The sequence below is a fragment of the Bradyrhizobium ottawaense genome (assembly GCF_002278135.3).
In the GTDB taxonomy this organism is placed as follows: domain Bacteria; phylum Pseudomonadota; class Alphaproteobacteria; order Rhizobiales; family Xanthobacteraceae; genus Bradyrhizobium; species Bradyrhizobium ottawaense.
Genome location: NZ_CP029425.2, coordinates 6,119,396 through 6,140,836 on the forward strand (window position 1 = coordinate 6,119,396; position 21,441 = coordinate 6,140,836).

The 21,441-nt window shown below is 63.8% G+C and carries 21 protein-coding genes; 14 read left to right on the top strand and 7 right to left on the bottom strand.

Going from position 1 to position 21,441, the window contains the following annotated elements:
- Positions 1 to 328 precede the first annotated feature (328 nt).
- Positions 329 to 1,168, top strand: coding sequence for a formate/nitrite transporter family protein (locus CIT37_RS28975; protein WP_028144315.1), 840 nt, complete (start codon positions 329 to 331; stop codon positions 1,166 to 1,168).
- A 60-nt stretch (positions 1,169 to 1,228) separates the two neighbouring features.
- Positions 1,229 to 2,965, top strand: a complete 1,737-nt coding sequence (locus CIT37_RS28980) for a bifunctional protein-serine/threonine kinase/phosphatase (RefSeq protein ID WP_161966557.1) — start codon at positions 1,229 to 1,231, stop codon at positions 2,963 to 2,965.
- Between the two features lie 1,247 nt (positions 2,966 to 4,212).
- Here CIT37_RS28980 and CIT37_RS28985 read toward each other — a convergent pair.
- Positions 4,213 to 5,130: a dioxygenase family protein gene (locus tag CIT37_RS28985; protein ID WP_028143051.1), complete on the bottom strand. Its 918-nt coding sequence runs from the start codon at positions 5,128 to 5,130 to the stop codon at positions 4,213 to 4,215.
- 158 nt (positions 5,131 to 5,288) lie between these two features.
- Here CIT37_RS28985 and CIT37_RS28990 point away from each other — a divergent pair, with 158 nt between their 5' ends.
- Positions 5,289 to 6,563 carry a serine hydrolase domain-containing protein gene (locus tag CIT37_RS28990; protein ID WP_038947007.1) on the top strand — a complete coding sequence of 425 codons (1,275 nt, stop codon included), beginning with the start codon at positions 5,289 to 5,291 and terminating at the stop codon, positions 6,561 to 6,563.
- Positions 6,564 to 6,615: 52 nt separating this feature from the next.
- Here CIT37_RS28990 and CIT37_RS28995 read toward each other — a convergent pair whose 3' ends face one another.
- The 4 genes from CIT37_RS28995 to CIT37_RS29010 form a co-directional block, all read right to left on the bottom strand.
- On the bottom strand, positions 6,616 to 7,935 hold the full coding sequence (locus CIT37_RS28995) for a TRAP transporter large permease (protein ID WP_095426385.1): 1,320 nt from the start codon (positions 7,933 to 7,935) through the stop codon (positions 6,616 to 6,618).
- Positions 7,932 to 8,447, bottom strand: a complete 516-nt coding sequence (locus CIT37_RS29000; protein ID WP_028143054.1) for a TRAP transporter small permease — start codon at positions 8,445 to 8,447, stop codon at positions 7,932 to 7,934. Before CIT37_RS29000 ends, CIT37_RS28995 begins: the two co-directional genes overlap by 4 nt.
- A gap of 84 nt (positions 8,448 to 8,531) precedes the next feature.
- Positions 8,532 to 9,530 (bottom strand): TRAP transporter substrate-binding protein, encoded by a 999-nt coding sequence (locus CIT37_RS29005; protein ID WP_018322778.1) that lies wholly within the window; start codon positions 9,528 to 9,530, stop codon positions 8,532 to 8,534.
- Positions 9,531 to 9,924: 394 nt separating this feature from the next.
- Entirely contained in the window at positions 9,925 to 10,149 is a 225-nt protein-coding gene (locus tag CIT37_RS29010) for a hypothetical protein (RefSeq protein WP_038947004.1), read from the bottom strand.
- A gap of 187 nt (positions 10,150 to 10,336) precedes the next feature.
- Here CIT37_RS29010 and CIT37_RS29015 point away from each other — a divergent pair, with 187 nt between their 5' ends.
- From CIT37_RS29015 to CIT37_RS29045, 7 genes are all read left to right on the top strand, one after another.
- Positions 10,337 to 11,794: a sensor histidine kinase gene (locus CIT37_RS29015; protein WP_095426435.1), complete on the top strand. Its 1,458-nt coding sequence runs from the start codon at positions 10,337 to 10,339 to the stop codon at positions 11,792 to 11,794.
- Positions 11,795 to 11,961: 167 nt separating this feature from the next.
- Complete coding sequence (locus CIT37_RS29020; RefSeq protein WP_095426386.1) at positions 11,962 to 12,777, top strand: FadR/GntR family transcriptional regulator; 816 nt, start codon at positions 11,962 to 11,964, stop codon at positions 12,775 to 12,777.
- A 151-nt stretch (positions 12,778 to 12,928) separates the two neighbouring features.
- Positions 12,929 to 13,750, top strand: coding sequence for an ABC transporter permease (locus CIT37_RS29025; RefSeq protein ID WP_038947001.1), 822 nt, complete (start codon positions 12,929 to 12,931; stop codon positions 13,748 to 13,750).
- Complete coding sequence (locus CIT37_RS29030; RefSeq protein ID WP_095426387.1) at positions 13,747 to 14,553, top strand: ABC transporter permease; 807 nt, start codon at positions 13,747 to 13,749, stop codon at positions 14,551 to 14,553. Before CIT37_RS29025 ends, CIT37_RS29030 begins: the two co-directional genes overlap by 4 nt.
- Positions 14,550 to 15,308 carry an ABC transporter ATP-binding protein gene (locus CIT37_RS29035; protein ID WP_028143059.1) on the top strand — a complete coding sequence of 253 codons (759 nt, stop codon included), beginning with the start codon at positions 14,550 to 14,552 and terminating at the stop codon, positions 15,306 to 15,308. The genes CIT37_RS29030 and CIT37_RS29035 overlap by 4 nt, the downstream gene beginning before the upstream one ends.
- Positions 15,305 to 15,637 (top strand): hypothetical protein, encoded by a 333-nt coding sequence (locus CIT37_RS29040; protein WP_028143060.1) that lies wholly within the window; start codon positions 15,305 to 15,307, stop codon positions 15,635 to 15,637. Before CIT37_RS29035 ends, CIT37_RS29040 begins: the two co-directional genes overlap by 4 nt.
- A 4-nt stretch (positions 15,638 to 15,641) precedes the next feature.
- The gene (locus CIT37_RS29045; protein WP_028143061.1) at positions 15,642 to 16,697 is read left to right on the top strand and encodes an ABC transporter substrate-binding protein; all 1,056 of its coding nucleotides are present in this window, start codon (positions 15,642 to 15,644) and stop codon (positions 16,695 to 16,697) included.
- A gap of 58 nt (positions 16,698 to 16,755) precedes the next feature.
- Here CIT37_RS29045 and CIT37_RS29050 read toward each other — a convergent pair whose 3' ends face one another.
- Entirely contained in the window at positions 16,756 to 17,487 is a 732-nt protein-coding gene (locus CIT37_RS29050; RefSeq protein WP_038947000.1) for a cytochrome c biogenesis CcdA family protein, read from the bottom strand.
- A gap of 206 nt (positions 17,488 to 17,693) precedes the next feature.
- Positions 17,694 to 17,960, bottom strand: a complete 267-nt coding sequence (locus tag CIT37_RS29055) for a hypothetical protein (RefSeq protein ID WP_028143063.1) — start codon at positions 17,958 to 17,960, stop codon at positions 17,694 to 17,696.
- A 482-nt stretch (positions 17,961 to 18,442) separates the two neighbouring features.
- Between CIT37_RS29055 and CIT37_RS29060 the strand changes: the two genes are divergently transcribed.
- From CIT37_RS29060 to CIT37_RS29075, 4 genes are all read left to right on the top strand, one after another.
- A complete protein-coding gene (locus CIT37_RS29060; protein WP_095426388.1) occupies positions 18,443 to 19,492 on the top strand; it encodes a LysR family transcriptional regulator in 1,050 nt (349 codons plus the stop codon).
- A 29-nt stretch (positions 19,493 to 19,521) separates the two neighbouring features.
- On the top strand, positions 19,522 to 19,893 hold the full coding sequence (locus tag CIT37_RS29065; RefSeq protein ID WP_020608151.1) for a helix-turn-helix domain-containing protein: 372 nt from the start codon (positions 19,522 to 19,524) through the stop codon (positions 19,891 to 19,893).
- Between the two features lie 272 nt (positions 19,894 to 20,165).
- Positions 20,166 to 20,987 (top strand): enoyl-CoA hydratase, encoded by an 822-nt coding sequence (locus CIT37_RS29070; protein WP_028143065.1) that lies wholly within the window; start codon positions 20,166 to 20,168, stop codon positions 20,985 to 20,987.
- A 103-nt stretch (positions 20,988 to 21,090) separates the two neighbouring features.
- A complete protein-coding gene (locus CIT37_RS29075) occupies positions 21,091 to 21,378 on the top strand; it encodes a hypothetical protein (protein WP_028143066.1) in 288 nt (95 codons plus the stop codon).
- Positions 21,379 to 21,441 lie beyond the last annotated feature (63 nt).

Sequence of the window (21,441 nt, forward strand, 5' to 3'; positions counted from 1 at the left end):
CGGGGCACGTCGGCAGCCAACCAAGCAGCAACACATCGTATTGAGATTGCTTGATCTTTCTCGTTGGCCCGAACGGCACGCGACTTGCTTCTCCTGGGCCGTCAACGAAGACTGCGGCTCGCCGCATTGTTGCAGCCTCTGGCGGCTGCATCCCGGAAGCTCACTGCTTCGCGGCCCTCACCGGCTCAGTCCTCGTGACGCGATTCTCACGGCTTCCAACTCTCCATACCGCTCGTGCGCGGCAAGCCAGCCCGCACGGCCAAAGATGTTCAGCCGCGCTCTCGCCAGGTGCGCGTCGACCTCTCTTACGAAGCAAAAGGAACCATTGATGTCGTATCTCGCGCCTTCGGAATTCGTCACCAAGATGGTGGATGCGGGCGAGTCCAAGATCTTCATGTCCACCCGGGATACCATCATCCGCGCCTACATGGCCGGCGCCATCCTCACGCTCGCCGCATGGTTCGCCGTCACGATCAACGTCAACACGGGTCAGCCGCTGGTCGGCGCGCTCTTGTTTCCGGTCGGCTTCGTCATGCTGTACCTCCTCGGCTTCGACCTCCTGACCGGCGTGTTCGTGCTCTCGCCGCTTGCCCTGATCGACAAGCGTCCTGGCGTCACGATCGGCGGCGTGCTGCGCAACTGGGGCCTCGTGTTCATCGGTAATTTCGCCGGCGCGTTCACGGTCGCCTTCATGATGGCCTTCGTCACCACCTTCGGCTTCACGCAGCCGCCGGACAAGGTCGGGACCGCCATCGGAATCATCGGCGAAAGCCGGACGCTCGGCTACGCCGCGCACGGTGCGGCCGGCATGGCGACGCTGTTCCTGCGCGGCATGCTCTGCAACTGGATGGTCTCGACCGGCGTCGTCGGCGCCATGATCTCGACCTCGGTCCCCGGCAAGGTCATCGCGATGTGGATGCCGATCCTGGTGTTCTTCTACATGGTGTTCGAGCATTCCGTCGTGAACATGTTCCTGTTCCCGTCCGGCCTGCTGCTCGGCGCGAAGTTCTCGATCCTCGACTATCTGATCTGGAACGAGATCCCGACCGTGCTCGGCAACCTCGTCGGCGGCCTCGCCTTCACCGGCATGACCCTCTACGCCACGCACGTCATGACCCTGCCGAAGCGCCAGGTCGACAAGGCTGCAAAGCCCCGCGTCGCCGCCTGATCGAATACGTCTCGACAGGGGAGCCTCGCCCGAGCAGGGTGAGGCTCCCCTCTCCTGGTGATGACGATGACCCGCGGACTCCTGATTTCGGTCGGCCAGCACTCCGACAAGGGCCGCAAGCCCGTCAACCAGGACTTTCACGGCGTCCTCATTCCAGAGGAGCCGCTGCTCGGCCTGAAGGGCATCTCGGCGGTCCTCGCCGACGGCATCTCCTCTAGCAGCGTGAGCCAGATCGCCAGCGAGTCGGCGGTCAAGAGCTTCCTGATGGACTATTACTGCACGTCGGAATCCTGGACGGTGAAGACCTCCGCCCGCCGCGTGCTGGACGCCACCAATTCCTGGCTGCATGCGCAGACGCGCAAGAGCCAATATGCCTATGACCGCGACAAGGGCTATGTCTGCACCCTCAGCGCCATGGTCATCAAGGCGACCACCGCGCGCATCTTCCATGTCGGCGACTGCCGCATCTACCGCGTCGCCGGCAAGGCGCTCGAGCAGCTGACCGACGATCACCGCATCATCGTGTCATCGGAGCAGACCTATCTCGGCCGCGCGCTCGGCATCAATCCGCAGCTCGAGATCGACTACCTGGCGTTCGAGGTCGAGGCCGGCGACACGTTCCTGCTGGCGACCGACGGCGCTTACGAATTCGTCGACGCGCGCTTCATCACGAGCGCGCTGAACGAGCACGCAGGCGAGCTCGACGGTGCGGCGAGGGCGATCGTCGAGGAAGCCTACCGGCGCGGCAGCGACGACAACATCACCGTCCAGATTATCCGCATCGACGCGGTGCCGCAGCGCGAGCCGGCCGGCATCTTCAATCAGACGTCACAATTGCCGCTGCCTCCGCTGCCTGAGCCGCGCGCGATGTTCGACGGCTACCGCATCGTCCGCGAGATCCACGGCAGCAGCCGCAGCCACATCTATCTCGCCGTCGATGCCGAGACCGAGGAGCCGGTCGCGCTCAAGCTGCCGTCGGTCGATTTGCGCGACAACGCCGCCTATCTCAAGCGCTTCCTGATGGAGGAGTGGATCGCGCGCCGGATCGACAGCCCTCACGTGCTGAAGCCGCTGTCGCAGTCGCGGCGCCGCAATTATCTCTATGTCGCGACCGAATTCGTCGAGGGGCAGACCCTGAAGCAGTGGATGACCGACAATCCGCGCCCCGATCTCGAAACCGTGCGTGGCATCATTGAGCAGATCGCCGCGGGCCTGCGCGCCTTCCACCGCATGGAGATGCTGCATCAGGATCTCAGGCCCGAAAATATCCTGATCGACAAGACCGGCACCGCGAAGATCATCGACTTCGGATCGGTCAGGGTTGCGGGCGTCGCGGAGGCTGCGCCACGGGACGAGGCCGACGAAATCCTGGGCACGGTCCAGTATACGGCGCCGGAGTATTTTCTCGGGCAAGGCGGCTCACCGCGCTCCGACATGTTTTCGCTTGCGGTGATCTGCTACCAGATGCTGACCGGAAAGCTTCCCTACGGCGCCCAGATTGCCAGGATCCGGCGCAAGGCGGACGTGCGGAGGCTCAAATATCGCTCCGCAGACGACGACCGCAATGTGCCGGCCTGGATCGACGGCGCGCTCCGCCGCGCGCTGCATCCCGATCCCTACAAGCGGCACGAGGACCTGTCCGAATTCGTCTTCGAGCTTCGCACGCCCAATCCAGCCTATCTGGACACGCGGATCACGCCGCTATTGGAGCGCAGCCCGCTGATGTTCTGGAAGCTGACCTCCGCGGCACTCGCCTGCGCCGTCGTCGTGCTGCTGGCGCTGCTGCACGCGCGCTAGGGCCGAAGCGTCAGCTTCTGGCGGTAATGCGGAAATTCTATCGAGGTCTCCCCTGGATCAATCTTTTGTCGGACGCGTTCATCGGCGCCGACTATCTGCCAGCGTAATAGCGCCTGCAGCCACTAGGACAATGATGATGACCGTGGCAAGCGCCTCCACCGAGGCAAAGGTGTCGTACCAGCTGTTCCAAAGCTCAAGCATGCGCTGGCCTCTATCGAGCGCCGCCCATCAGCGATAGACTACACTTTCTCAAAAGGACGCGCCTTCGCGCGCAAGCACAATGCTGCGTTTCGCCGCGTGCCTTTTGATCGCGCGGCAACGTGACCCATGCCGAAGATGTTGACCAACTGTGAAGTGGTTTACATCCTTGGGGTCTTGGCTCGGGCTAAAGTGGCGAAGGCTTCTTACTTTGAAGGAGGCATCCAATGCTCGCGGCAATCAGATGGAACTCCCGATATAACGCTCGCGAATGGGTGATGAAGGCTGGGGCGCTCGTCGTCCAACTCCGCGCACCGAATGCAAACCGACAGACCGGTGAAAGTAAGTCGAGGCGGCCACTCTGGAAGCACTTCGACGACACCCATCATTGGGACGCAACCGCGGAGGAATGGGTCCCAAACCCTGACCGGTGATCGCAACGCATTGTGCGCGCACCGGCCGAATTCGGAGACTTCAAGATGCCCGTTGCTGACGGGCCCGTCTAGCGGTGAGGCGGCGTCTTGACTTGCTCTGACATCCGTATCACGGACTGACGCAGTCGGCCCTACGGGGCTTGATCGTAGGCCTGCAGGATCCTGACAAAATCAGCCATGCTGGATCGATCTTGGCTTTCAGCCATAGCCGCAATCTGAGTATTGGACGCGGGCCCTGCCAGAACCGCATCAAGAGATCGGCGATGTTTCTCATGGCGTACTCTCTGCACCAACCATGGCAATAAGCATCAATTGAGCGGCAAAGCGCCCGCTAGTTCGGGAGAAGGGCCGGCGGGCGCTACGCCGCCGGCCTTGTCCCGCAACTGCCGGCTCACAGGGCCGGTTCCGTTGCTTTCCACTCTGGATGCATCGGTAACACCAAGCACTTGGTCGGCGCCATCGCGCGCAGGTATGAAGTGACCATACCTAGGTAGACTTGGGTTGGTGAATCGGGATCAGTCGACCAAGTGTAGGTTTAATCGCTGGTAGGTTGACGACTTGCGTGGATGGCCCAACTCGTACGCGTCCGCACTGCCCCGGCATTCCGGCGGGCCATCAGGCCCGCTCCACAGCCTTCACCCCGAGCGGCGTCGGCGCCATGCCGCCGCCGGGCTTGAGGTGGAATTCGTAGGTCATCAGATGCCACTGACCGTTCGCCTTGGAGCCGTCCGGCATCGCGGGATCGTTGCGCGGCTCGACCTTGGCGACGAGATCATCCTTGACCCCGAACACCACGTCGGAATCCAGATATTTGTCGCCGTCCATGAAGACGTGCGTGATCAGGGGCTCGTATCCCCTCGCGTTGACCAGGAAGTGCACATGCGCCGGGCGCATCGGATGACGCTTGGTCTGCACGATCATCTCGCCGACCGGGCCGTCGGTCGGGATCGGATAGCTGCATGGCAAAATGGTACGGAAGAAGAAGCGGCCGTCGTTATCGGTGATGAAGCGCGCCCGCGCCGAAGCGCCGACCTCGTCATAGTTCGGCTTCTGGGAATCGTAGAAGCCGTCATCATCGGCATGCCAGACGTCGACGGGGACATTGGCCAGCGGCTTGCCCTGGAGGTCGGTGACGCGGCTCTGCACGAACATCCGCTCGCCGGTTTGATTGTTCGGCGAGATGTCGGTGCCATGCGCGGTCACCTTGTGCTCGCCGACATAGAACGGGCCGAGCACGGTGGTCTGGGTGGCGCCGTCGCGGTCGCGATGGTTGACCGCGTCGACCAGCATGGAGACACCGAGCACGTCGGACAGCAGGATGAACTCCTGGCGGGTGTCGGTGCATTTCTGACCGGTGCGGGTCAGGAAATCGATGGCGTAGTCCCATTCCTCGAAGGTGAGACCCGTCTTGCTCACGTAATCGTGCAGCGACTTCACCAGTTCCTGGAGCAGGAATTTGGCGCGCGGATTGGGCGTGCTGTCGAAGCTTTTCACGACGGCCTGGGTGAGATCAGTCTCGTTGAACTGGGTCATGATAGTTTGCCCTGCGTTTTCTCATTGGCCCCGGGGGGCTTGGAGGCGTTCCAGGGGCCAGCCTACACCAGTCGGCCCGCTCGCGTTAAGCGCGAGCGGCTTGGAATGGGGCCGTCATTTGGCTATCAACGGACCGACAAAACTGCCCGGAGGAACTGATGCTCGCTCCCACCCCCGCCTCGCCCGAATCCGTCGGCATGTCCAAGGCCGCGCTCGACCGCATCGATGCGCATCTGAGGAAACGGTACATCGATGCCGGCCGCTTCCCCGGCACGCATCTTCTCGTCTACCGCCGCGGCAAGGTCGCGCACAGCTCGGTTCAAGGCTTTGCCGACGTCGAGCGCAAGCTGTCGGTCAAGGACGACACCATCTACCGCATCTATTCCATGACCAAGCCGCTCACCAGCGTCGCCTTCATGATGCTGGTCGAGGAAGGCCTGGTCGCGATCGACGAGCCCGTCGCCAAGTACATTCCGGAATGGAAGGATCTCGGCGTGTTCATCGCCGGCAACTCGCCGGCCTTTCTGACCCGGCCGCCGTCCCGGCCGATGCTGATCGTCGACCTCCTGCGCCACACGTCCGGCCTCACCTACGGCTTCCAGCAACGCTCCAATGTCGATGCCGCCTACCGCACCGAAAAGATCGGCGAGGTCGAGAAGTCGGGCACGCTCCAGACCATGATCGAGGCTCTGGCCAAGATCCCGCTGGAATTCTCGCCGGGCGAGGCCTGGAACTACTCGGTCGCAACCGACGTGCTCGGCTATCTCGTCGGCAAGATCTCGGGAATCCCCTTCGAGCAATTCCTGAAGCAACGCATCCTCGACCCGCTCGGCATGACCGACACCGACTTCCACGTGCCGGCCTCCAAGGCGCATCGGTTCGCGGCCTGCTATTCCGCAGATCCCGGTGGCGGCATGACCTTCCATGCCGGCCAGCGCCGCGAAGGCCTGACACTTCAGGACGATCCGACAACGAGCTCGTTCCTCACCCCGCCCTCCTTCATCTCCGGCGGCGGCGGCCTCTGCTCGACGGTCGCAGACTATCTCACCTTCTGCCGCGCACTGCTCAACGGCGGCGAGCTCGGCGGTATCAGGCTGATCGGACCGAAAACGCTGGCCCTGATGACCAGCAACCACATTCCGGGCGGCCGCGCCCTGCCCGAAGTGTCGCGCTCGCTGTTCTCCGAGGCCGCCTATACCGGCATCGGCTTCGGTCTCGGCTTCGCGGTGACCATGCGCCCCGCAGAGACGCTGATCGCCGGCAGCCCCGGCGAATACAATTGGGGCGGCGCGGCCACGACCTCGTTCTGGATCGATCCGGCCGAAGAGCTGATCGCGATCTTCATGACGCAGGTGCTGCCGTCGAGCGCCTACCCGATCCGGCGCGAGCTGCGCAGCATGGTCTACGCCGCGATCACCGAGAGCAATCTGTAACCAATCCAGCCGATCCCGCAGCCCACCGCCGCGGGATCGCGCCATCAGACGCTCATTTGAGCATCTCCGGCACGATCAGGCGCGGCAGGAACAGCGACACGCTTGGCCAGACGATGACGGCCGCGAGCACGAGCAGCATCGGGATCAGCATGATCACCGTGTCCTTCAGAGCATAGCGCAGCCGCACGCCGGCGATCGAACAGGCGATCATCAGACACAGGCCGTAGGGCGGCGTCACCAGTCCGAACGCCAGCGACACGATGGAAATGATCGCGAACTGGACCGGATGGAGATCGACGGACCTGGCCAGTGGTTCCAGCACGGTGCCGACGATGACTATCGCCGGGATGGCGTCGAGGAAGCAGCCCAACACCAGAAAGCAGAAGGCGATGAAGAAGCCGGCTGAGACAGTGCCCATGCCCCATGTCGAGACGTTGGCCAGCAGCTCCTGAGGGATCTTGTAGTAGGCGAGCAGCCAGCCGAACGCACTTGCGGTGCCGACGCAGAACAGAGCCACGCCGGCAAGGCGCCCGGTGTCGAGCAGGGCCTTGTACAATTCCCGTATGCCTGTCTCTCGATAGAAGAACGCCGACAGCGCGACGGAATATAGCACCGCGACGCAGGCGGACTCGGTTGCGGTGAACCAGCCGAGCAGAATGCCCCCAACGATGATGAAGGGCGTCATCAGCGCCGGAATTGACTTCCAGATGGCGCATCGCATCTCGACCCAGCTTGCCTTCGGATAGGTCGGGTAGCCGCGGCGCACTGCATAGACGTGCACCGTCGCCATCTGCGCGCCCGCGATCAGCAAACCCGGCACGATGCCGGCCAGATACATCGCCGCAATCGAGGTCGAGATCAGCCCGCCCCACACGATCATGAGGATCGACGGCGGGATGATGACCGCCAGGACCGCCGACACCGCAGTTATTGCAATCGAGAACGAGAGATCGTAGCCCTCCTTGGTCTGTGCATCGATGAATATCTTTGACTGGCTCGCTGCATCAGCGGTGGAGGAGCCCGAGATGCCGGCAAAGAATACCGACAGCACGACATTGATCTGCGCCAGCGATCCGGGCCAGTGCCCGACCATCGAGCGCGACAGCGCCACCAGGCGATCGGTGATGCCGCCGATGCTCATCAGGTTGGCCGTCAGCAGGAAGAACGGCACCGCGAGCAGGATGAATGAATTGTAGGCGTTGAAGGTTTCCTGCGCGAGCATCATCATCGAGAGATGAGGCTCGATCAGCAGAATCGGCACGCAGGCAAGGCCGAGCGCGAAGGCGACCGGCACGCGCACGATGAGCAGGCCGATGAAAACCCCGAACAGCACCATCGCGGCCTGTCCGGCGGAGAGTACATTGCCGCTCATCGCCCTGCCCCAACCAGAATTCGCATTTCATCGATGATCTGTTCACCCGCAAAGACGATCCACGTCACGCCGGTCACAGGCCAGGCGACGTGAATCAGCCAAAGCGGCAGATCGGCCAGCTCTGAAGTCCTGTTCCAGGCAAAGCGGGTGAACTCGAGGCCGGCCGATACGAACACCAGCGCCAGCGCCAGTATGCCGAGCCGCGCGAGGATTCGCACCGCGGCCTCCGACCGCCGCGACAGGTCAGGCCACACATCGACCTCGAAATGCTGCGCTTCGCGCACGCCGACCATGGCGCCGATCATGATCGTCCAGACGAACAGGAAGCGCGCCATCTCCTCCGTCCAGATGTAGGACGGAATGAAGGGCGTGTAGCGTGAGATGATTTGCAGCGTGACCGGAACAACCAGGACGCCGACGCAGGTGGCCAGCAGGAATTCCAGCAGCTTCGCATAGGCCGCCGATACGCGGCGCCACAGCGACGGTGTGGACGGGACGGGCATTTCAGACATTGGGGCTCCGTGCAGCAGCTCATCCGCCAGCTCCGGGCAAGAAGCGGGGCTTGCCCGGACGTGCTGTCGGCGGACGCAAAGACCTCAGACGACGTTGATCTTCTCGAAAATGCCCTCCGCACCGATTTCCTTGGCGTAGGTGGCCATCACGGGGTCGGCAAGCTTCTTCATGGCGTCCCGCTCCTCGAAGGGAACGCGCTTGAGCTTGCCGGCCTTCTCGAGCGTGTCGAGCTTGACGACCTCTTCGCTCGACTCGAGCTGACGGCCGTAGTCGCCGGCCTCCTTGCCGGCCTTCATGATCGCGTCCTGCAGCTCCTTCGGCAGGGTCTTCAGCGTCTTCACCGAGAAGCAGATCGGCCGGATCGACACGGCGTGCTGGGTCAGGTTGAGATGCGGAGCGACTTCGTAGAACTTCATCGCCTCGACGCCGGCCGCCTCGTTTTCGCCGGCCGATATCACACCGTTCTGGATCGCGTTGTAGATCTCATTATAGGCGATCACCGTCGGGCTCATGCCGACCGCCGCAAAGGTCTTCGACCAGATCGGCGCGCCCTGCACGCGAACCTTGAGTCCCTTGAGATCGGCGAGATTCTTGAGTGGCTTGTTGGCGAAGATGTTGCGGATGCCGCCGCCGGAATAGCCGATCAGGACGACCTCGGCCTTCGCCGCGACCTCGTCGGCGATCGGCGCCAGGATATTGGCTTCGACGACCTTGTTCATGTGCTCGATGCCCTTGAACACGAAGGGCGCGTCGATGAAGGGGGCAGCCTTGGCGAAGGTCGACATGTGAGCCGGCGAGACGATGCCGTAATCGACCGCCTTGCCCTGCGACATGTACTCGAAATACTGCTTCTCGAGGCCGAGCGAGGAGTTCCTGTGCAGGGTGAAGTTGACGGGCTTGCCGTAGTACTTCTTCACCAGCTCCTCGAACCGGAGCAGTGCCCGGTTGAAGGCGTGGTCGTCGTTGAACTGGACCGCGCCGTTCAGCGAGATCGGCGCTTGCGCCCTGAGGATCGACGGCATCCCAATCGTGGCCGCCGCAGTGGTCGCACCGATACCAGCGAGAAATGACCTTCGCTTCATCGTCTCCCCTCCCTTTGATGCTCCGGCCCTGTAGCCGGGCCGTGAGCGCAGCCGGTATGCGGCTTGCGAAATGGAAGCGTATGAAAAACGTCGGCCGGACGGAAGTCATTTCGCGTGCGCTGGAGGTACTCTTCGTCGCAGGGTTACGCCCGGCACACCTGCTGCACTGCAACTCGCGCTCCTGCCGGCGCGGCCAGTCCGTATGGGCGCAGTCGCACTCTCGTAGGAGGCGGACCACGAGCGGACCTGTGCGCTGCACGCACGGACCCGCTCGCCCGTTACTGCTGGCCTAGTGCATATGCCCGATCAGATAGATGCCGCCGCCGATCACCAGCACGGCCGGCACGGCCCACAAGATCATTACCGGCATTTGTCATCCTCCTCAGTTTGCTCCTCAGTTAGACGTGCAGACCTTCACGGTCTTCATGCCGCTTTCAGCTTCGGTCCGCGGTTTGTAGATCGTACCCGACGGGCTGACGACGGTCATCGTCATGTCCGTCGGCTTCTTGTCGACGACGGTGCACTTCTTCGTCTTGACGTCCTGCACGACGTAGAACTCGTCGGCTGCGAACGCGGGCAGGGACAATGCAGTTAGCATCAACGCTGCAGGCGCGGACATCCCGGACTGCGCTGCAACATCTCGTTTCCGAACCGCTCGCCATCTGCGAAAAACATGGCGCCACGCAAGTCTCGCACGTATGGTCTGCCCAAAATCATAATCCGGCGCCGCTGCGCCGGAACCGGGACGCCCGCGTTTGTCAAAGCTCACCCTGCCGGTCCGGCTCGCTCTTCTGGTGACGGGAACGATGTTGCCGCTGATCGTCTTTGCGGTTGGCATTGTGTTCTACAATTACAAGCAGGATCGAAGCGACGCGACCCGCCGAGTGCTGGAGAACGTGCGCAGCATGCGCCTCGTGCTCGACTCCGAGGTGCAGCGGATGACCGGCGGCTTGCAAGTGCTTGCACTGACGAATTCGCTTCGTAACGACGACTTCCAGAACTTCCGCCGCATCGCGCTCGGCTTCCTCGACCAATATGGCAAGGGCGGGCTGGTGCTGATCTCCGATCGCAAGGGCCGGCTGCTGTTTTCCTCCGCAACGGAAGACACCGCAAGCCTGCCGCCACGCGGCCATCTCGAGATCATCGAAAAGGTCTTTGCGACCAGGTCGCCGCAATATTCCGACCTGTTCACCGGCGCGATCAACGGGCGGCAGGTGCTCACCGTCGAGGTTCCGGTGTTCCGCGACGGCGAGGTGATCTACGACCTCTGCTTCAGCCCACCGATCAGCATCTTTCAGGAACTGGTGGAGAAGCAGCGGCCCGACCGGCTCTGGACGGTGACTCTGCTCGACACCAAGGGCATCGTGTTTGCACGCGCGCCGAACCCCAGCGAGACCTTCGGCAAACGCGCCTCGCCCTCGCTCTATGCCGAGATGTTCCGCCGCAGCGAGGCATCGCTCCCGACGGTGTCGCTCGACGGCATCGCTCTGGCCGCGGCCTACACACGATCGCGGCTGACGGGCTGGACGATCGCCGCCGGCGTCGACGAAAGCTCCCTGATCGCGCCGCTCTGGCGCAACATCGCGATCACCAGCCTGATCGGCGGCATCCTGCTGCTGACCGGCCTGACCTTCGCGGTCAGGATGGCAACCACGATCGCGCGCGGCGAGATGCTGCACAATCTCCTGATCGACGAGCTCAACCATCGCGTCAAGAACACGCTGGCCTTGATGCAGGCGATCGCGGTGCAGACCTTCCGCAGCGCCAGCCGGGACGAGCGGACGAAATTCGAGGGACGGCTCGGCGCACTGGCCGAAGCGCATAATCTGCTGAGCCAGGAGAAATGGGCGGGCTCCGAGCTGCGGGAGGTGATCGCCCGTGCGCTTCAGCCGTTCCTGATGAACAGTCCTGACCGCATCCGCATGGCCGGACCCGCGGTGCCGCTGTCGCCGCGGCTCGCCGTGGTGCTGTCGATGATCGTGCACGAGATCGCCACCAACGCCGCGAAATATGGCGCGCTGTCCAACGAGACCGGCCGGGTGACGCTGGACTGGGAGATCATCGCCGATGCTCCGAAATCGCGGCTGCGCCTGATCTGGACCGAGATCGGCGGACCGCCGGTGACCGCGCCGGTACAGCGCGGCTTCGGCTCGCGCCTGATCGAGCGCAGCGCACGCGACCAGCTCGGCGGCGAGGCCACCGTCGACTTCCTGCCGCGCGGCGTGGTCTGCACGGTGGTCTGTACGCTGGACGAGGCGCGGTAGCCGCTCCAGGCCTGGCGCCATATCGCAGCGCAATACAGCCTTCCTGCGACAATTGCGCTCGCCCCACGCAATCATCCGATGTTAAACATCGGATGATTGTGAAGCTGCCGGCGGGCGGCCAATACAAATGAACCGGCCGCGACAGGCCGGCGGGGAGAAACAAACCGGTGGCAAGAGCGCGGCCGAGCCCAGCCGACAAACCGATCAAGCCCGGCCGCATCCGCGCCGTGCTGACGACGCTCGGCCGCGAGATCGCCCAGGATCTCATCCCCGTCGGCACGACCCTGCCGCCGGAGCCGGAACTCGAAGCCCGTTTCGGCGTCGGGCGCGGCGTGGTGCGCGAGGCGATCAAGACGCTCGCCGCGAAGGGCCTCGTCAGCGTGCGACCGCGACACGGCACGCAAGTGCTGCCGCGCCACGAATGGAGCCTGCTCGATCGCGACGTGCTGAGCTGGCTCGTCGGCCAGGACGAACCGGATCGCGACCTCCTGCTGGCAATCCAGGAGGTGCGCTCGATCATCGAGCCTGCAGCCGCAGCGCTTGCGGCCGAACGCGCGACGAGGAACGATCGCTGGCGGATCGATACGGCCTTGGCCGCGATGCAGACCGCAAAGGACCAGGCCAGCGCCCTCGCAGCCGACAAGGCCTTTCATCTTGCCATCCTGGATGCGACCCATAACCCGGTGTTGCAGGGCTTTCGCAGCGCGATCGACACCATCCTGAGCACCGTCTTCACCGTCGCCGTCGGAAGCCCCGGGGGCTGGTTCAAGGATAATTTGCCGAACCACGTGGGGGCAGCGCGGGCTATCGAGAGCGCCAACCCCGAGAAGGCGCGCGCCGCGATGGAACGCCTGCTCGGCTATACCCGATTGAAGCTCTCGAACCGGAAGACGGTCATCGCCGCGGCAACTCGCAACGGGTCAGCCGTGCGCGCGGCCAGGACGTCGAGCGTCAAGAGCAGGAGGAAACGTCGTGGACCGTGACAGGAAGGGCTCGCCCCACATCCACGCTCCGCCCGGGATCGCGGTCGTGGCAACCGACGGGCGGCCGCGATCGCGCGAGACACGGTGACGATGTCAGGAATGATCAGCGTGAAATGCCGGCACAGGCATAGCTGAGCGTCAGGGAGGTCAAATGCAGGTGACGGGCAGTCTGAAAGGTCGATCGTCGCGATTGATCCGCAGCGTCAATTCGCTGGCGGGCGCTGCGATGTTCGTCGCGCCGCTGCTTGCGCTGGTGGCGATCTGGGCGATCGTCGTCCCGCTGTTCAACGTCAATCCGCGCGTGTTTCCATCGGTCGGTGCGGTCGGCGCGGCCGCCATGGAGTCGATCCGCGACGGCACGCTGTTCGCCCATGTCGGCGCCAGCCTTTTGCGCGTCGGCCTCGGCACGCTGATCGGCATCGCCACCGCCGTGCCGCTCGGTATCGCCATGGGCGTGAGCCCGACGGTGGCGGCCTTTCTCACGCCGCTGTTCCGCTTCTTCTCGGTGCTCGCCGGCATCGCCTGGATCCCGATCGCGACTTTATGGTTCGGCTACGGCTTCGGCGCGATCGTCTTCGTGATCTTCAACGCCGTGTTCTTCGTCGTCGCCTACAACACCCTGCTCGGCGTCAGGACCATTCCGCACACGCTGCGCAATGCTGCCGCCTCGCTCGGCGCCGGCCGCTGGGCGCTGCTGACCGAAGTATTGCTGCCGGGCGCGCTGCCCAACATCGTCACTGGCATTCGCACCGGCCTGGGCTTTGCCTGGCGCGGGCTGATCGCCGCCGAGATGATCGCGACCAATGTCGGGCTCGGCTACATGCTGTTCGTCGCACGCGATTTCTACCGCACCGAAGTGATCGTGTTCGGCATGATCGTGATCGGCGTGCTCTGGCTATTGATCGACCGTCTGCTGCTGGTCCCGCTGGAACGCGCGACCATCGAACGCTGGGGCTTGGTGAGGCGCGCATGAACCTGCTGCTGCAAATCTGGGGCGGCTATACCCGCCTGACCCGGCGCTGGCCGGGGATCGCGGCCATCATTCCCTTCATCCCGGTGCTCGCGCTGTGGACCGCCGTCAGCGAGGCCGGGGTGTTTCCGCGAGCGTTCTTCCCCGGCCCCGCCGATGTGCTGCGCGCGTTCTTCACGCTCACCTACAAGGGGATCCTGCCCGACTATCTTCAGGACAGCCTGATCCGGCTCGCAACCGGCGCCGCCGTCGGCATGGCGCTCGGCATTCCCTTGGGCATCCTGATCGGCACGAGCCGCTGGGCACACCGGATCTGCTGGCCGGTGCTGCTGTTCTTCCAGGCCATCGGCGACATTGCCTGGCTGCCGATCCTCTTGATCTGGTTCGGCTTCGGACTGACGACGATGACTTTCGTCATCGTCTACACCGTGCTGTTCCCGGTCGTGCTCAACACCGTGCTCGGGGTTGAATCCGTGCCGCGCGACCTCGCGCGCGCCGCCCTCAGCCTCGGTGCCTCGCGCGCGCGGGTGCTCTGGGAGGTGACGCTGCCGGGAGCGCTGCCCAACATCATCACGGGCCTGCGCAACGGCCTCGGTTATGGCTGGCGCGCGCTGATCGCGGTCGAGATGATCGTCGGCACATCGGGCATCGGCTTCATGATGTTCGATGCCCGCCGCGCCGGCTCTACCGTGGAGATTCTGCTCGGCATGATCATTCTCGGATTGCTCTGGTACATCGTGGACGCCTGGGTCCTCGCGCCGCTCGAGCGCGTGACCGGCCAGCGTTGGGGATTGGTGACATCATGAAGACGCTTTCGCTGCGCAATCTCGGCAAGACCTATTTCGATCCTTACGCAGGCGCGCATGTCACCGCCGTTCACGACGTCTCGCTGGACGTCGAGCCCGGCGAGTTCATCTCCGTGGTCGGCCCGTCCGGCTGCGGCAAGACGACAATCCTCAACATGATCGCCGGCTTCATCCCCTATTCGAAGGGGGACATCCTGCTCGACGGAAAGCCGGTGCACGGGCCCGGCCCCGAGCGTGGCGTCGTGTTCCAATCGTTCGCGCTGTTTCCCTGGAAGACGGTGCTCGACAATGTCGGCTTCGGCCCGAAGATGCGCGGCGTGCCGAAGGCCGAGCGCGACCGCATCGCGCGCGAATATCTCGCGCTCGCGGGGCTGTCGCACGCGGCGCACCGCTATCCAAACGAGCTCTCCGGCGGCATGCAGCAGCGCGTCGGCGTGGTGCGCGCACTCGCCAACAATCCCGACGTCCTGCTGATGGACGAGCCGTTCGCCAGCGTCGACGCGCAGACGCGCATGACGCTCCAGGAGGAGCTGACCCGGATCTGGCAGGAGCGCAAGCCGACGGTGATCTTCATCACCCATGACGTGCCCGAAGCGGTGTTTCTCGCCAACCGCGTGGTCGTGCTGTCGAAGGGACGCGTGCTCGACGAGATCGCGGTGGACCTGCCGCGGCCTCGCGTCTGGGACGACCTCGTCAAGGACGACCACTTCAAGCAGCTCTCGGCGCGGGTGCTCCAGATGGTGCGCGCGGCATGAGCATCGCCTCCGACGTCCTGCGCTCGCCCAAGGGCCGCATCGTGCTCGGCGCCATTGCCGCATGGGCGCTGTTTCAACTCTGGTTGACGGTTGCCGCGCCGGGAAAGATCTCGCCGGAGCTCACGGGCACATCGGAAAAAGTGAACGTGCAGATCGAGCTGCCGTTCACGCCGGAGCGCTTCCACGTGCTCGCATTCCAGCAATATGGACGCGTCTCGGGAACGGATGAGCATTCGATCGAGCTACGCGGCGTCAAACGAACGGACCTCAACGCCGTCGCCCGCCCCTATTGGGTGACGGCGGTGGGGCCGATAAAAGAGGGAGGCTGAGAATATGAAACGACTCTTGCTGCTCGGAATCGCGCTCTTGGCCGGCATGGTGCCGGCGAGCGCCCAGACCCCGACGAAACTGAAGGCCGGCATGGTCACCGGCATCGACCAGATCGGCCTGCCGATCGCACTCGAGCGCGGCTTCTTCGAGAAGTACGGGCTCGATGTCACGATCGCACGCCCCTACGCGACCGGCGTCGACGCGCTGAACGCACTGCAAGCCGGCGAGAGCGAGATCGTGCAGGTCGGCGTGCCCATGATCGGCGCCGTGCTGCGCGGCATGGATCTTGTCGCACTCGGCAATTACAGCGGCAACGCCACCAAGGCCGGCTCCGATGCCACCATGGCGATCATCGCGCGTGAAGGTTCAGGCATCGTCAAGGGTGACCTGTCGACGCTCAAGGGCAAGAAGATCGCGGCCTCCTTCGGCACGATCAATCATCTCTACATCCTGGCGACGCTGGAGAAGGCCGGGCTGAAGCCCGATGACGTGACGCTGGTCAACACGCCGCCGCCGGACATGACCGTCGCCCTGCTCGCCAAGGGTATCGACGCGTTCTCGGGCTGGGATCCCTGGCCGATCGTTGCAGGCAAGGATGTGCCCGGCGCGGTCGAGATCATCAGAGGCGGCGACGTGATTTCCTATATCGGCTTCAACGTCGCGCTTCGTCCCTGGGTGCAGGCCAACGGCGAGACCATCGAGAAATTCCTCGCTGCCGTCTCCGAGGCCGATCAATGGATGCGCAAGAATCCGAAGCAGGCGGCGCAAGTCGCCACACGCTGGATTCCCGGCCTCAAGCAGGACGTCGCCGAGGCTGCGATGCAGTTTAACATCCAGCAGGCGGACCGTCGGCTGTCGGCGAACAATTACCGTGCGCTGTGGAGCGCCGAGGATCGGCTCTCCCGCCTCGGCATCCTCAAATCGACCTTTGACGTCAATGCGCATATCGAGCCGAAGCACATTCTCAAGGTCATGAAGGATCGTCCCGAACTGTTCACCGACCTGCCGCCGATCCCGGAGACGGCGGCGATCTCGCCGGGCTACGTGTTCAAACCCTGAGCAACTGCACACGGGGACGCCGGCGCGATCAGCGCGCCGGCATTTTCCGGATCAAGCCCTACCCGATGGTCTGCAGCGCCGGGAACGTCTCCAGCAGCCAGATGCTCACATTCGAGACCGCGCCGGTGAGAAAGCCGATGCCGGTGATCACCATCAGGACGCCCATGGCGCGCTCGACATTGACGAGATGTCCCTTCATCCGCGCGAACAGTGCCGAGAACTGCTCGATCATCAGCGCGGCGATCAGGAAGGGAATGCCGAGACCGGCCGAATAGACCGCGAGCAGCCCCGCGCCCTTCGTCACCGTAGCCTCAGCGGCCGCGATCGAAAGGATCGCGGCGAGGATCGGGCCGATACAGGGCGTCCAGCCGAAGGCGAAGGCGAGCCCCATGATGTAGGCGCCCCAGAGGCCGACCGGTTTGGGGATCGGCAGCCGTCCCTCGCGCATCAACAGGCCGATGCGCGTCAATCCGAGAAAGTGCAGGCCCATGATGATGATGACGATGCCGGCGAGGATCGACAACTCCGCCGACCAGGCGCGGATCAGCCCACCGACCAGCGAGGCGCTGGCGCCGAGCGCGACGAACACCGTGGAGAAGCCGAGCACGAACAGGAGCGCCGACATCATGATCGCGCGCTTGGAGGCCGAGCCCGGCTCGTCGCTCTCGACATGCTCGATCGTGGCGCCCGTAAGATAGATCAGATAGGGCGGGACCAGGGGCAGGACGCAAGGCGAAAGGAAGCTGACGAGGCCTGCAATCAGCGCCGCCGGGATCGAAACATTTTGCATGATGCCGTCTGAGCCATCTCAGGCCCCGGTGCGGCGCGCCGGGAATGCGCGCGGCCCGGAGCCGAACCGGCTCTGGTGTAACCGATGCCGGAGAATGCGCAACAGAGGCGCATCAAACCAGGGCTCCTCCCGATGCCGCCTGCGATCACAGGTGCGGCATCGGGACGCGCACAAACCTCGCCAAAAAGCGAGATTCGGCGGCGCGGCTACTTCACCACGCGGAGCAGCGGACGCCGGGGCTGGTCCTGCGTCTGCTTGGAAGGGGACGGCGGCTCGCTCGCAGCGCTCCGCAGCATTTCGTCGCACAGTGCCTTGAGATCGGCACTGTCAATTCCTTTGAGTTTCATCCTGACGTCGAGGATGACAATGGACAGCAGCTCGGCCGACTCACGGCTGTCGCACGCGTTGAGAACCCTGCGGCACCCCTCGAGCGTTTCCAGCACCGACTGCAACTGTTCGTCTGAATGCGACACCGGCGTTCTTTCCGTTAATTCGGCCTGCGAGACGTGTTGGTGACGACCCCTTCGGCCCCCATGGAATACGGAGGATAGCACGAGGCCACAGCGCCTCTGAACCTGATTTCAGTGGGTTTCTGCCGCGGAACTGCGGTTCCGGCTAACATCGCCGCGCTGCTCCGTTGGCCATGGTCGAAACGGTCCGAGAGCAAACGCCCCGCGCCCTGTGATTGATCCATTGAGAGAGATGGCGCCGGCTTTCGCGCAAGCACACTCATTGCCGACAGCGCCTGCAATCCCGCAGCCATTTCACGGCTCGCAACGGCACTCACGCCACACCCCTCATCCGGGCAATGGCCTGCCCGATTCCCAACCCTTGGCAGCATTCAGATACCACCCACGAGGTAGTAAGGATGACGTTCAAAACTCATCATCCCCCAACCCGCAGTGGTTGTGGTTTGCGCCAGATTCTGCCAGTTTAGCTAACCGAAGGGACTTGTATGCACTCCTTGGCGGAAAGGGGCGTTCCTCTGGCGGAACGCCCAAAGACAAATCTCAGCGGCCTCTCTGATTGGGATGCCGCCCGCATATTCCTTGAAGTCGTCCGATGCGGGAGTTTCCGATCGGCGGCCGAGCGCCTGTCGCTGTCGATCAACGCCGTGCGCCGGCGAATCGACGATTTCGAACGCCAGACCGGCACCACACTCTTCACCCGCGACGTCCATGGCACCCATCTCACCGATGAGGGCGCGCTGGTGGTCTCCGCCGTCGAGCGCATGGAGGCCGCCACCTTCGACGTACTGCGCGCCAGCGATTCGATGGCCAACGCCCTGTCCGGCGAGGTGCGAGTCGCCGTTACTGAGGGGCTCGGCACGTTCTGGCTCGCCCCGCGCCTGGTTGAATTCCAGCAGGCCTATCCGAAGATCCTGGTCGACCTGCATTGCGCGATGCGCTCGGCCGACGTCTCGCGCCACGAAGCCGACGTCGCCATCCATCTGTCGCGTCCCTCGGCGCTCGACATCAAGCTGGTGCGGCTCGGTCGCATGCATCTGATGTTCTGGGCCTCCGAGAAATACATCGAGAAGCATGGCGCGCCGCGCTCGGCGGCGGAATTGATCAAGCATCGCCTGGTGCTGCAATTCGCCGACCAGCTTGCCGCCAAGGAATCCTTCGAGAGCTTCTTCCCGGGCGTATCGGAACGTGACCTTCTGGTCATGAAGACCAACGTCTCAAGCGCCAACTACTGGGCGGTCGCGAATGGCGCCGGCATCGGCGTCTTCCCGAGCTACGCCATTGCGCTTGGCGGGAGGTTGATTCCACTGGAGGTCGAGTTGAACCGACCGCTGGATATCTGGTTGTCCTACCATCCCGGTAGCGGCCGAATTCCGCGCGTGCGGCACATGATTGATTGGCTGATCGAAGCTTTCAGTCCGGCTCGCTTCCCGTGGTTTAAGGAAGAGTTCGTGCATCCGCATGAATTCAAGGACTCGTATATGGGCGAACCCCTGACCCAGCTCTTCGGGGGATTTTCAACCGAAGAACAAAGGTGAAAACGAAGATGAAAGCAGCGGCGAAAAGAATGAAGCAGCGCAGTGCTGGCAAGCCGGACATCGAGCTTGGCAAGCGGATTCGTCTGCGGCGCGTCGAGATGAAGATCTCGCAGGCCGAGCTCGGCGAGAAGCTTGGCGTCAGCTTCCAGCAGGTCCAGAAATACGAGAAGGGCGTCAATCGCGTCGGCGCGGCTCGTCTGCAGCAGATCGCTTCCGCCCTCGACGTGCCCGTGACCTTCTTCTACGACGGTGACAACAAGGCGCGCGAAGTCGAGAGCCTGCTGTTCCTCGATTCGGCCTTCAGCCTCCGCCTGCTGCGCGCCTACAGCAAGATCAAGGACCAGACCGTGCAGCGTCAGTTGGTCTCGCTGATGGAATCGATCGCGGCGAACGAGAGCTGAGACCGGTCGACGGTCTGGCCTTTGCGGCCGATCTTCAATCCGCCGCGTCGCGGGGACGCGGCCGGATTGAACGATCATATTCCGGCTCGCGCGCTTGCGCGCGGCCTTTGCGGGGCGGCACGACCGCCCCTTTTCTTTGCGCGCGCGACACTCGGGACGACGCGCCATGCAATCCCGGAACAGGCGGATGCAGACTCGCCCACCCTGCCGCGGTTGACCCCGGAAGCGCCAGCGCAGCACATTGCCCCTCGCACATGACGAGCGAGCAAGCGATGTCCGACATATTCAGCACGACCGGTACACCCTACGCGGACGGCAAGATTCTCCAGCACACCACCGACGGCGTCGGCGTGATCACCTTCAACAATCCCGACAAGCGCAACGCGATGTCGCTGGAGATGTGGGAGGGATTTGGCGAGGCCTTGACGAGCCTGCGCGACGACGAGACGGTGCGCGTCGTGGTCCTGCGCGGAGCCGGCGGTAAGGCCTTCGTCTCCGGCGCCGACATCAGCCAATTCGAGAAGACCCGCCACAACGCGGCAGCGTCCGAGGAATATGCCAGGCGCAGCGCCGCCCAGCGCGCACTGCTCGCAGACTATCCCAAGCCGACGATTGCCTGCATCGACGGCTTTTGCCTCGGCGGCGGCATGCAGGTCGCGATGCTCGCCGATATCCGCATCGCCGCGCACGACAGCCAGTTCGGCATTCCCGCGGCCAAGCTCGGCATCGCCTATGGCTTTGACGGCCTGCGGCACCTGGTTTCGCTGGTCGGCCCGTCCTGGGCGCGGCTTCTGATGTACACGGGCATGCGCATCGATTCCGCCGAAGCGCTGCGCATTGGCCTTATCGAGCGCGTGTTCCCGGTCGACGAGCTCTGGGGCGAGACCATGACGATTGCCGAGACGATCTCGCAGAACGCCCCGCTCGCGATCAAGGCCGCCAAGATCACCATCGCGCAGGTGCTGAAGGATGAGAGTCAACGCGACATGGATGCGATCAAGGCGATCGGCAATGCCTGTATGGACAGCGCAGACTTTCGCGAGGGCCGGCAAGCCTTCATGGAAAAGCGCAAGCCACAGTTCCAGGGGCGTTGAAGCTGAACCGACGTTCAGGAAGATTAAATTCCTCGTGCAGCTCCGCGCGGTAGCAACTAGTTGATCTGACGAAAGTTCTCCCGCCACAACGAGGGAGATCGCGATGACACTGAAATCTGCTGTTCTTGCTCTGGCTGCCATCGGCGGTGTAGCGCTCGCCTCGGGCGAGGCGCTCGCAGCCATGCCGAATGGCATCCCGCAGGCGGACAAGATTGCAAGCGGTCCGGCCGCTGACGTGGATCAGGTGCGCTGGGTGTGCAACCCCTGGGGCCGCTGCTTCTGGCGTCCGAACTATTACGGCGCCTACGGCTATTACGGCGGCCCGCGACGCTTCTACGGCCCGCGCCCGTGGGGCTGGGGCCATCGCCACCACCATTGGCGCCGCTGGTGAACGACAAAGGGGCCGCGAGGCCCCTTTTCTTTTGAGATGAACCGGCGCCGCGGCTCGGCTGCT

Bases quoted from the DNA above. Each gene is read 5' to 3' on its own strand.
- CIT37_RS29025 (WP_038947001.1), top strand. From the start codon at position 12,929: ATGCAGGTGACGGGCAGTCTGAAAGGTCGATCGTCGCGATTGATCCGC.
- CIT37_RS28985 (WP_028143051.1), bottom strand. From the start codon at position 5,130: ATGACCCAGTTCAACGAGACTGATCTCACCCAGGCCGTCGTGAAAAGC.
- CIT37_RS29070 (WP_028143065.1), top strand. From the start codon at position 20,166: ATGTCCGACATATTCAGCACGACCGGTACACCCTACGCGGACGGCAAG.
- CIT37_RS29000 (WP_028143054.1), bottom strand. From the start codon at position 8,447: ATGTCTGAAATGCCCGTCCCGTCCACACCGTCGCTGTGGCGCCGCGTA.
- CIT37_RS28975 (WP_028144315.1), top strand. From the start codon at position 329: ATGTCGTATCTCGCGCCTTCGGAATTCGTCACCAAGATGGTGGATGCG.
- CIT37_RS29035 (WP_028143059.1), top strand. From the start codon at position 14,550: ATGAAGACGCTTTCGCTGCGCAATCTCGGCAAGACCTATTTCGATCCT.
- CIT37_RS29010 (WP_038947004.1), bottom strand. From the start codon at position 10,149: ATGTCCGCGCCTGCAGCGTTGATGCTAACTGCATTGTCCCTGCCCGCG.
- CIT37_RS29005 (WP_018322778.1), bottom strand. From the start codon at position 9,530: ATGAAGCGAAGGTCATTTCTCGCTGGTATCGGTGCGACCACTGCGGCG.
- CIT37_RS29065 (WP_020608151.1), top strand. From the start codon at position 19,522: ATGAAGCAGCGCAGTGCTGGCAAGCCGGACATCGAGCTTGGCAAGCGG.
- CIT37_RS29075 (WP_028143066.1), top strand. From the start codon at position 21,091: ATGACACTGAAATCTGCTGTTCTTGCTCTGGCTGCCATCGGCGGTGTA.
- CIT37_RS29050 (WP_038947000.1), bottom strand. From the start codon at position 17,487: ATGCAAAATGTTTCGATCCCGGCGGCGCTGATTGCAGGCCTCGTCAGC.
- CIT37_RS29040 (WP_028143060.1), top strand. From the start codon at position 15,305: ATGAGCATCGCCTCCGACGTCCTGCGCTCGCCCAAGGGCCGCATCGTG.
- CIT37_RS28995 (WP_095426385.1), bottom strand. From the start codon at position 7,935: ATGAGCGGCAATGTACTCTCCGCCGGACAGGCCGCGATGGTGCTGTTC.
- CIT37_RS29060 (WP_095426388.1), top strand. From the start codon at position 18,443: ATGCACTCCTTGGCGGAAAGGGGCGTTCCTCTGGCGGAACGCCCAAAG.
- CIT37_RS29045 (WP_028143061.1), top strand. From the start codon at position 15,642: ATGAAACGACTCTTGCTGCTCGGAATCGCGCTCTTGGCCGGCATGGTG.
- CIT37_RS28990 (WP_038947007.1), top strand. From the start codon at position 5,289: ATGCTCGCTCCCACCCCCGCCTCGCCCGAATCCGTCGGCATGTCCAAG.
- CIT37_RS29030 (WP_095426387.1), top strand. From the start codon at position 13,747: ATGAACCTGCTGCTGCAAATCTGGGGCGGCTATACCCGCCTGACCCGG.
- CIT37_RS29015 (WP_095426435.1), top strand. From the start codon at position 10,337: ATGTTGCCGCTGATCGTCTTTGCGGTTGGCATTGTGTTCTACAATTAC.
- CIT37_RS28980 (WP_161966557.1), top strand. From the start codon at position 1,229: ATGACGATGACCCGCGGACTCCTGATTTCGGTCGGCCAGCACTCCGAC.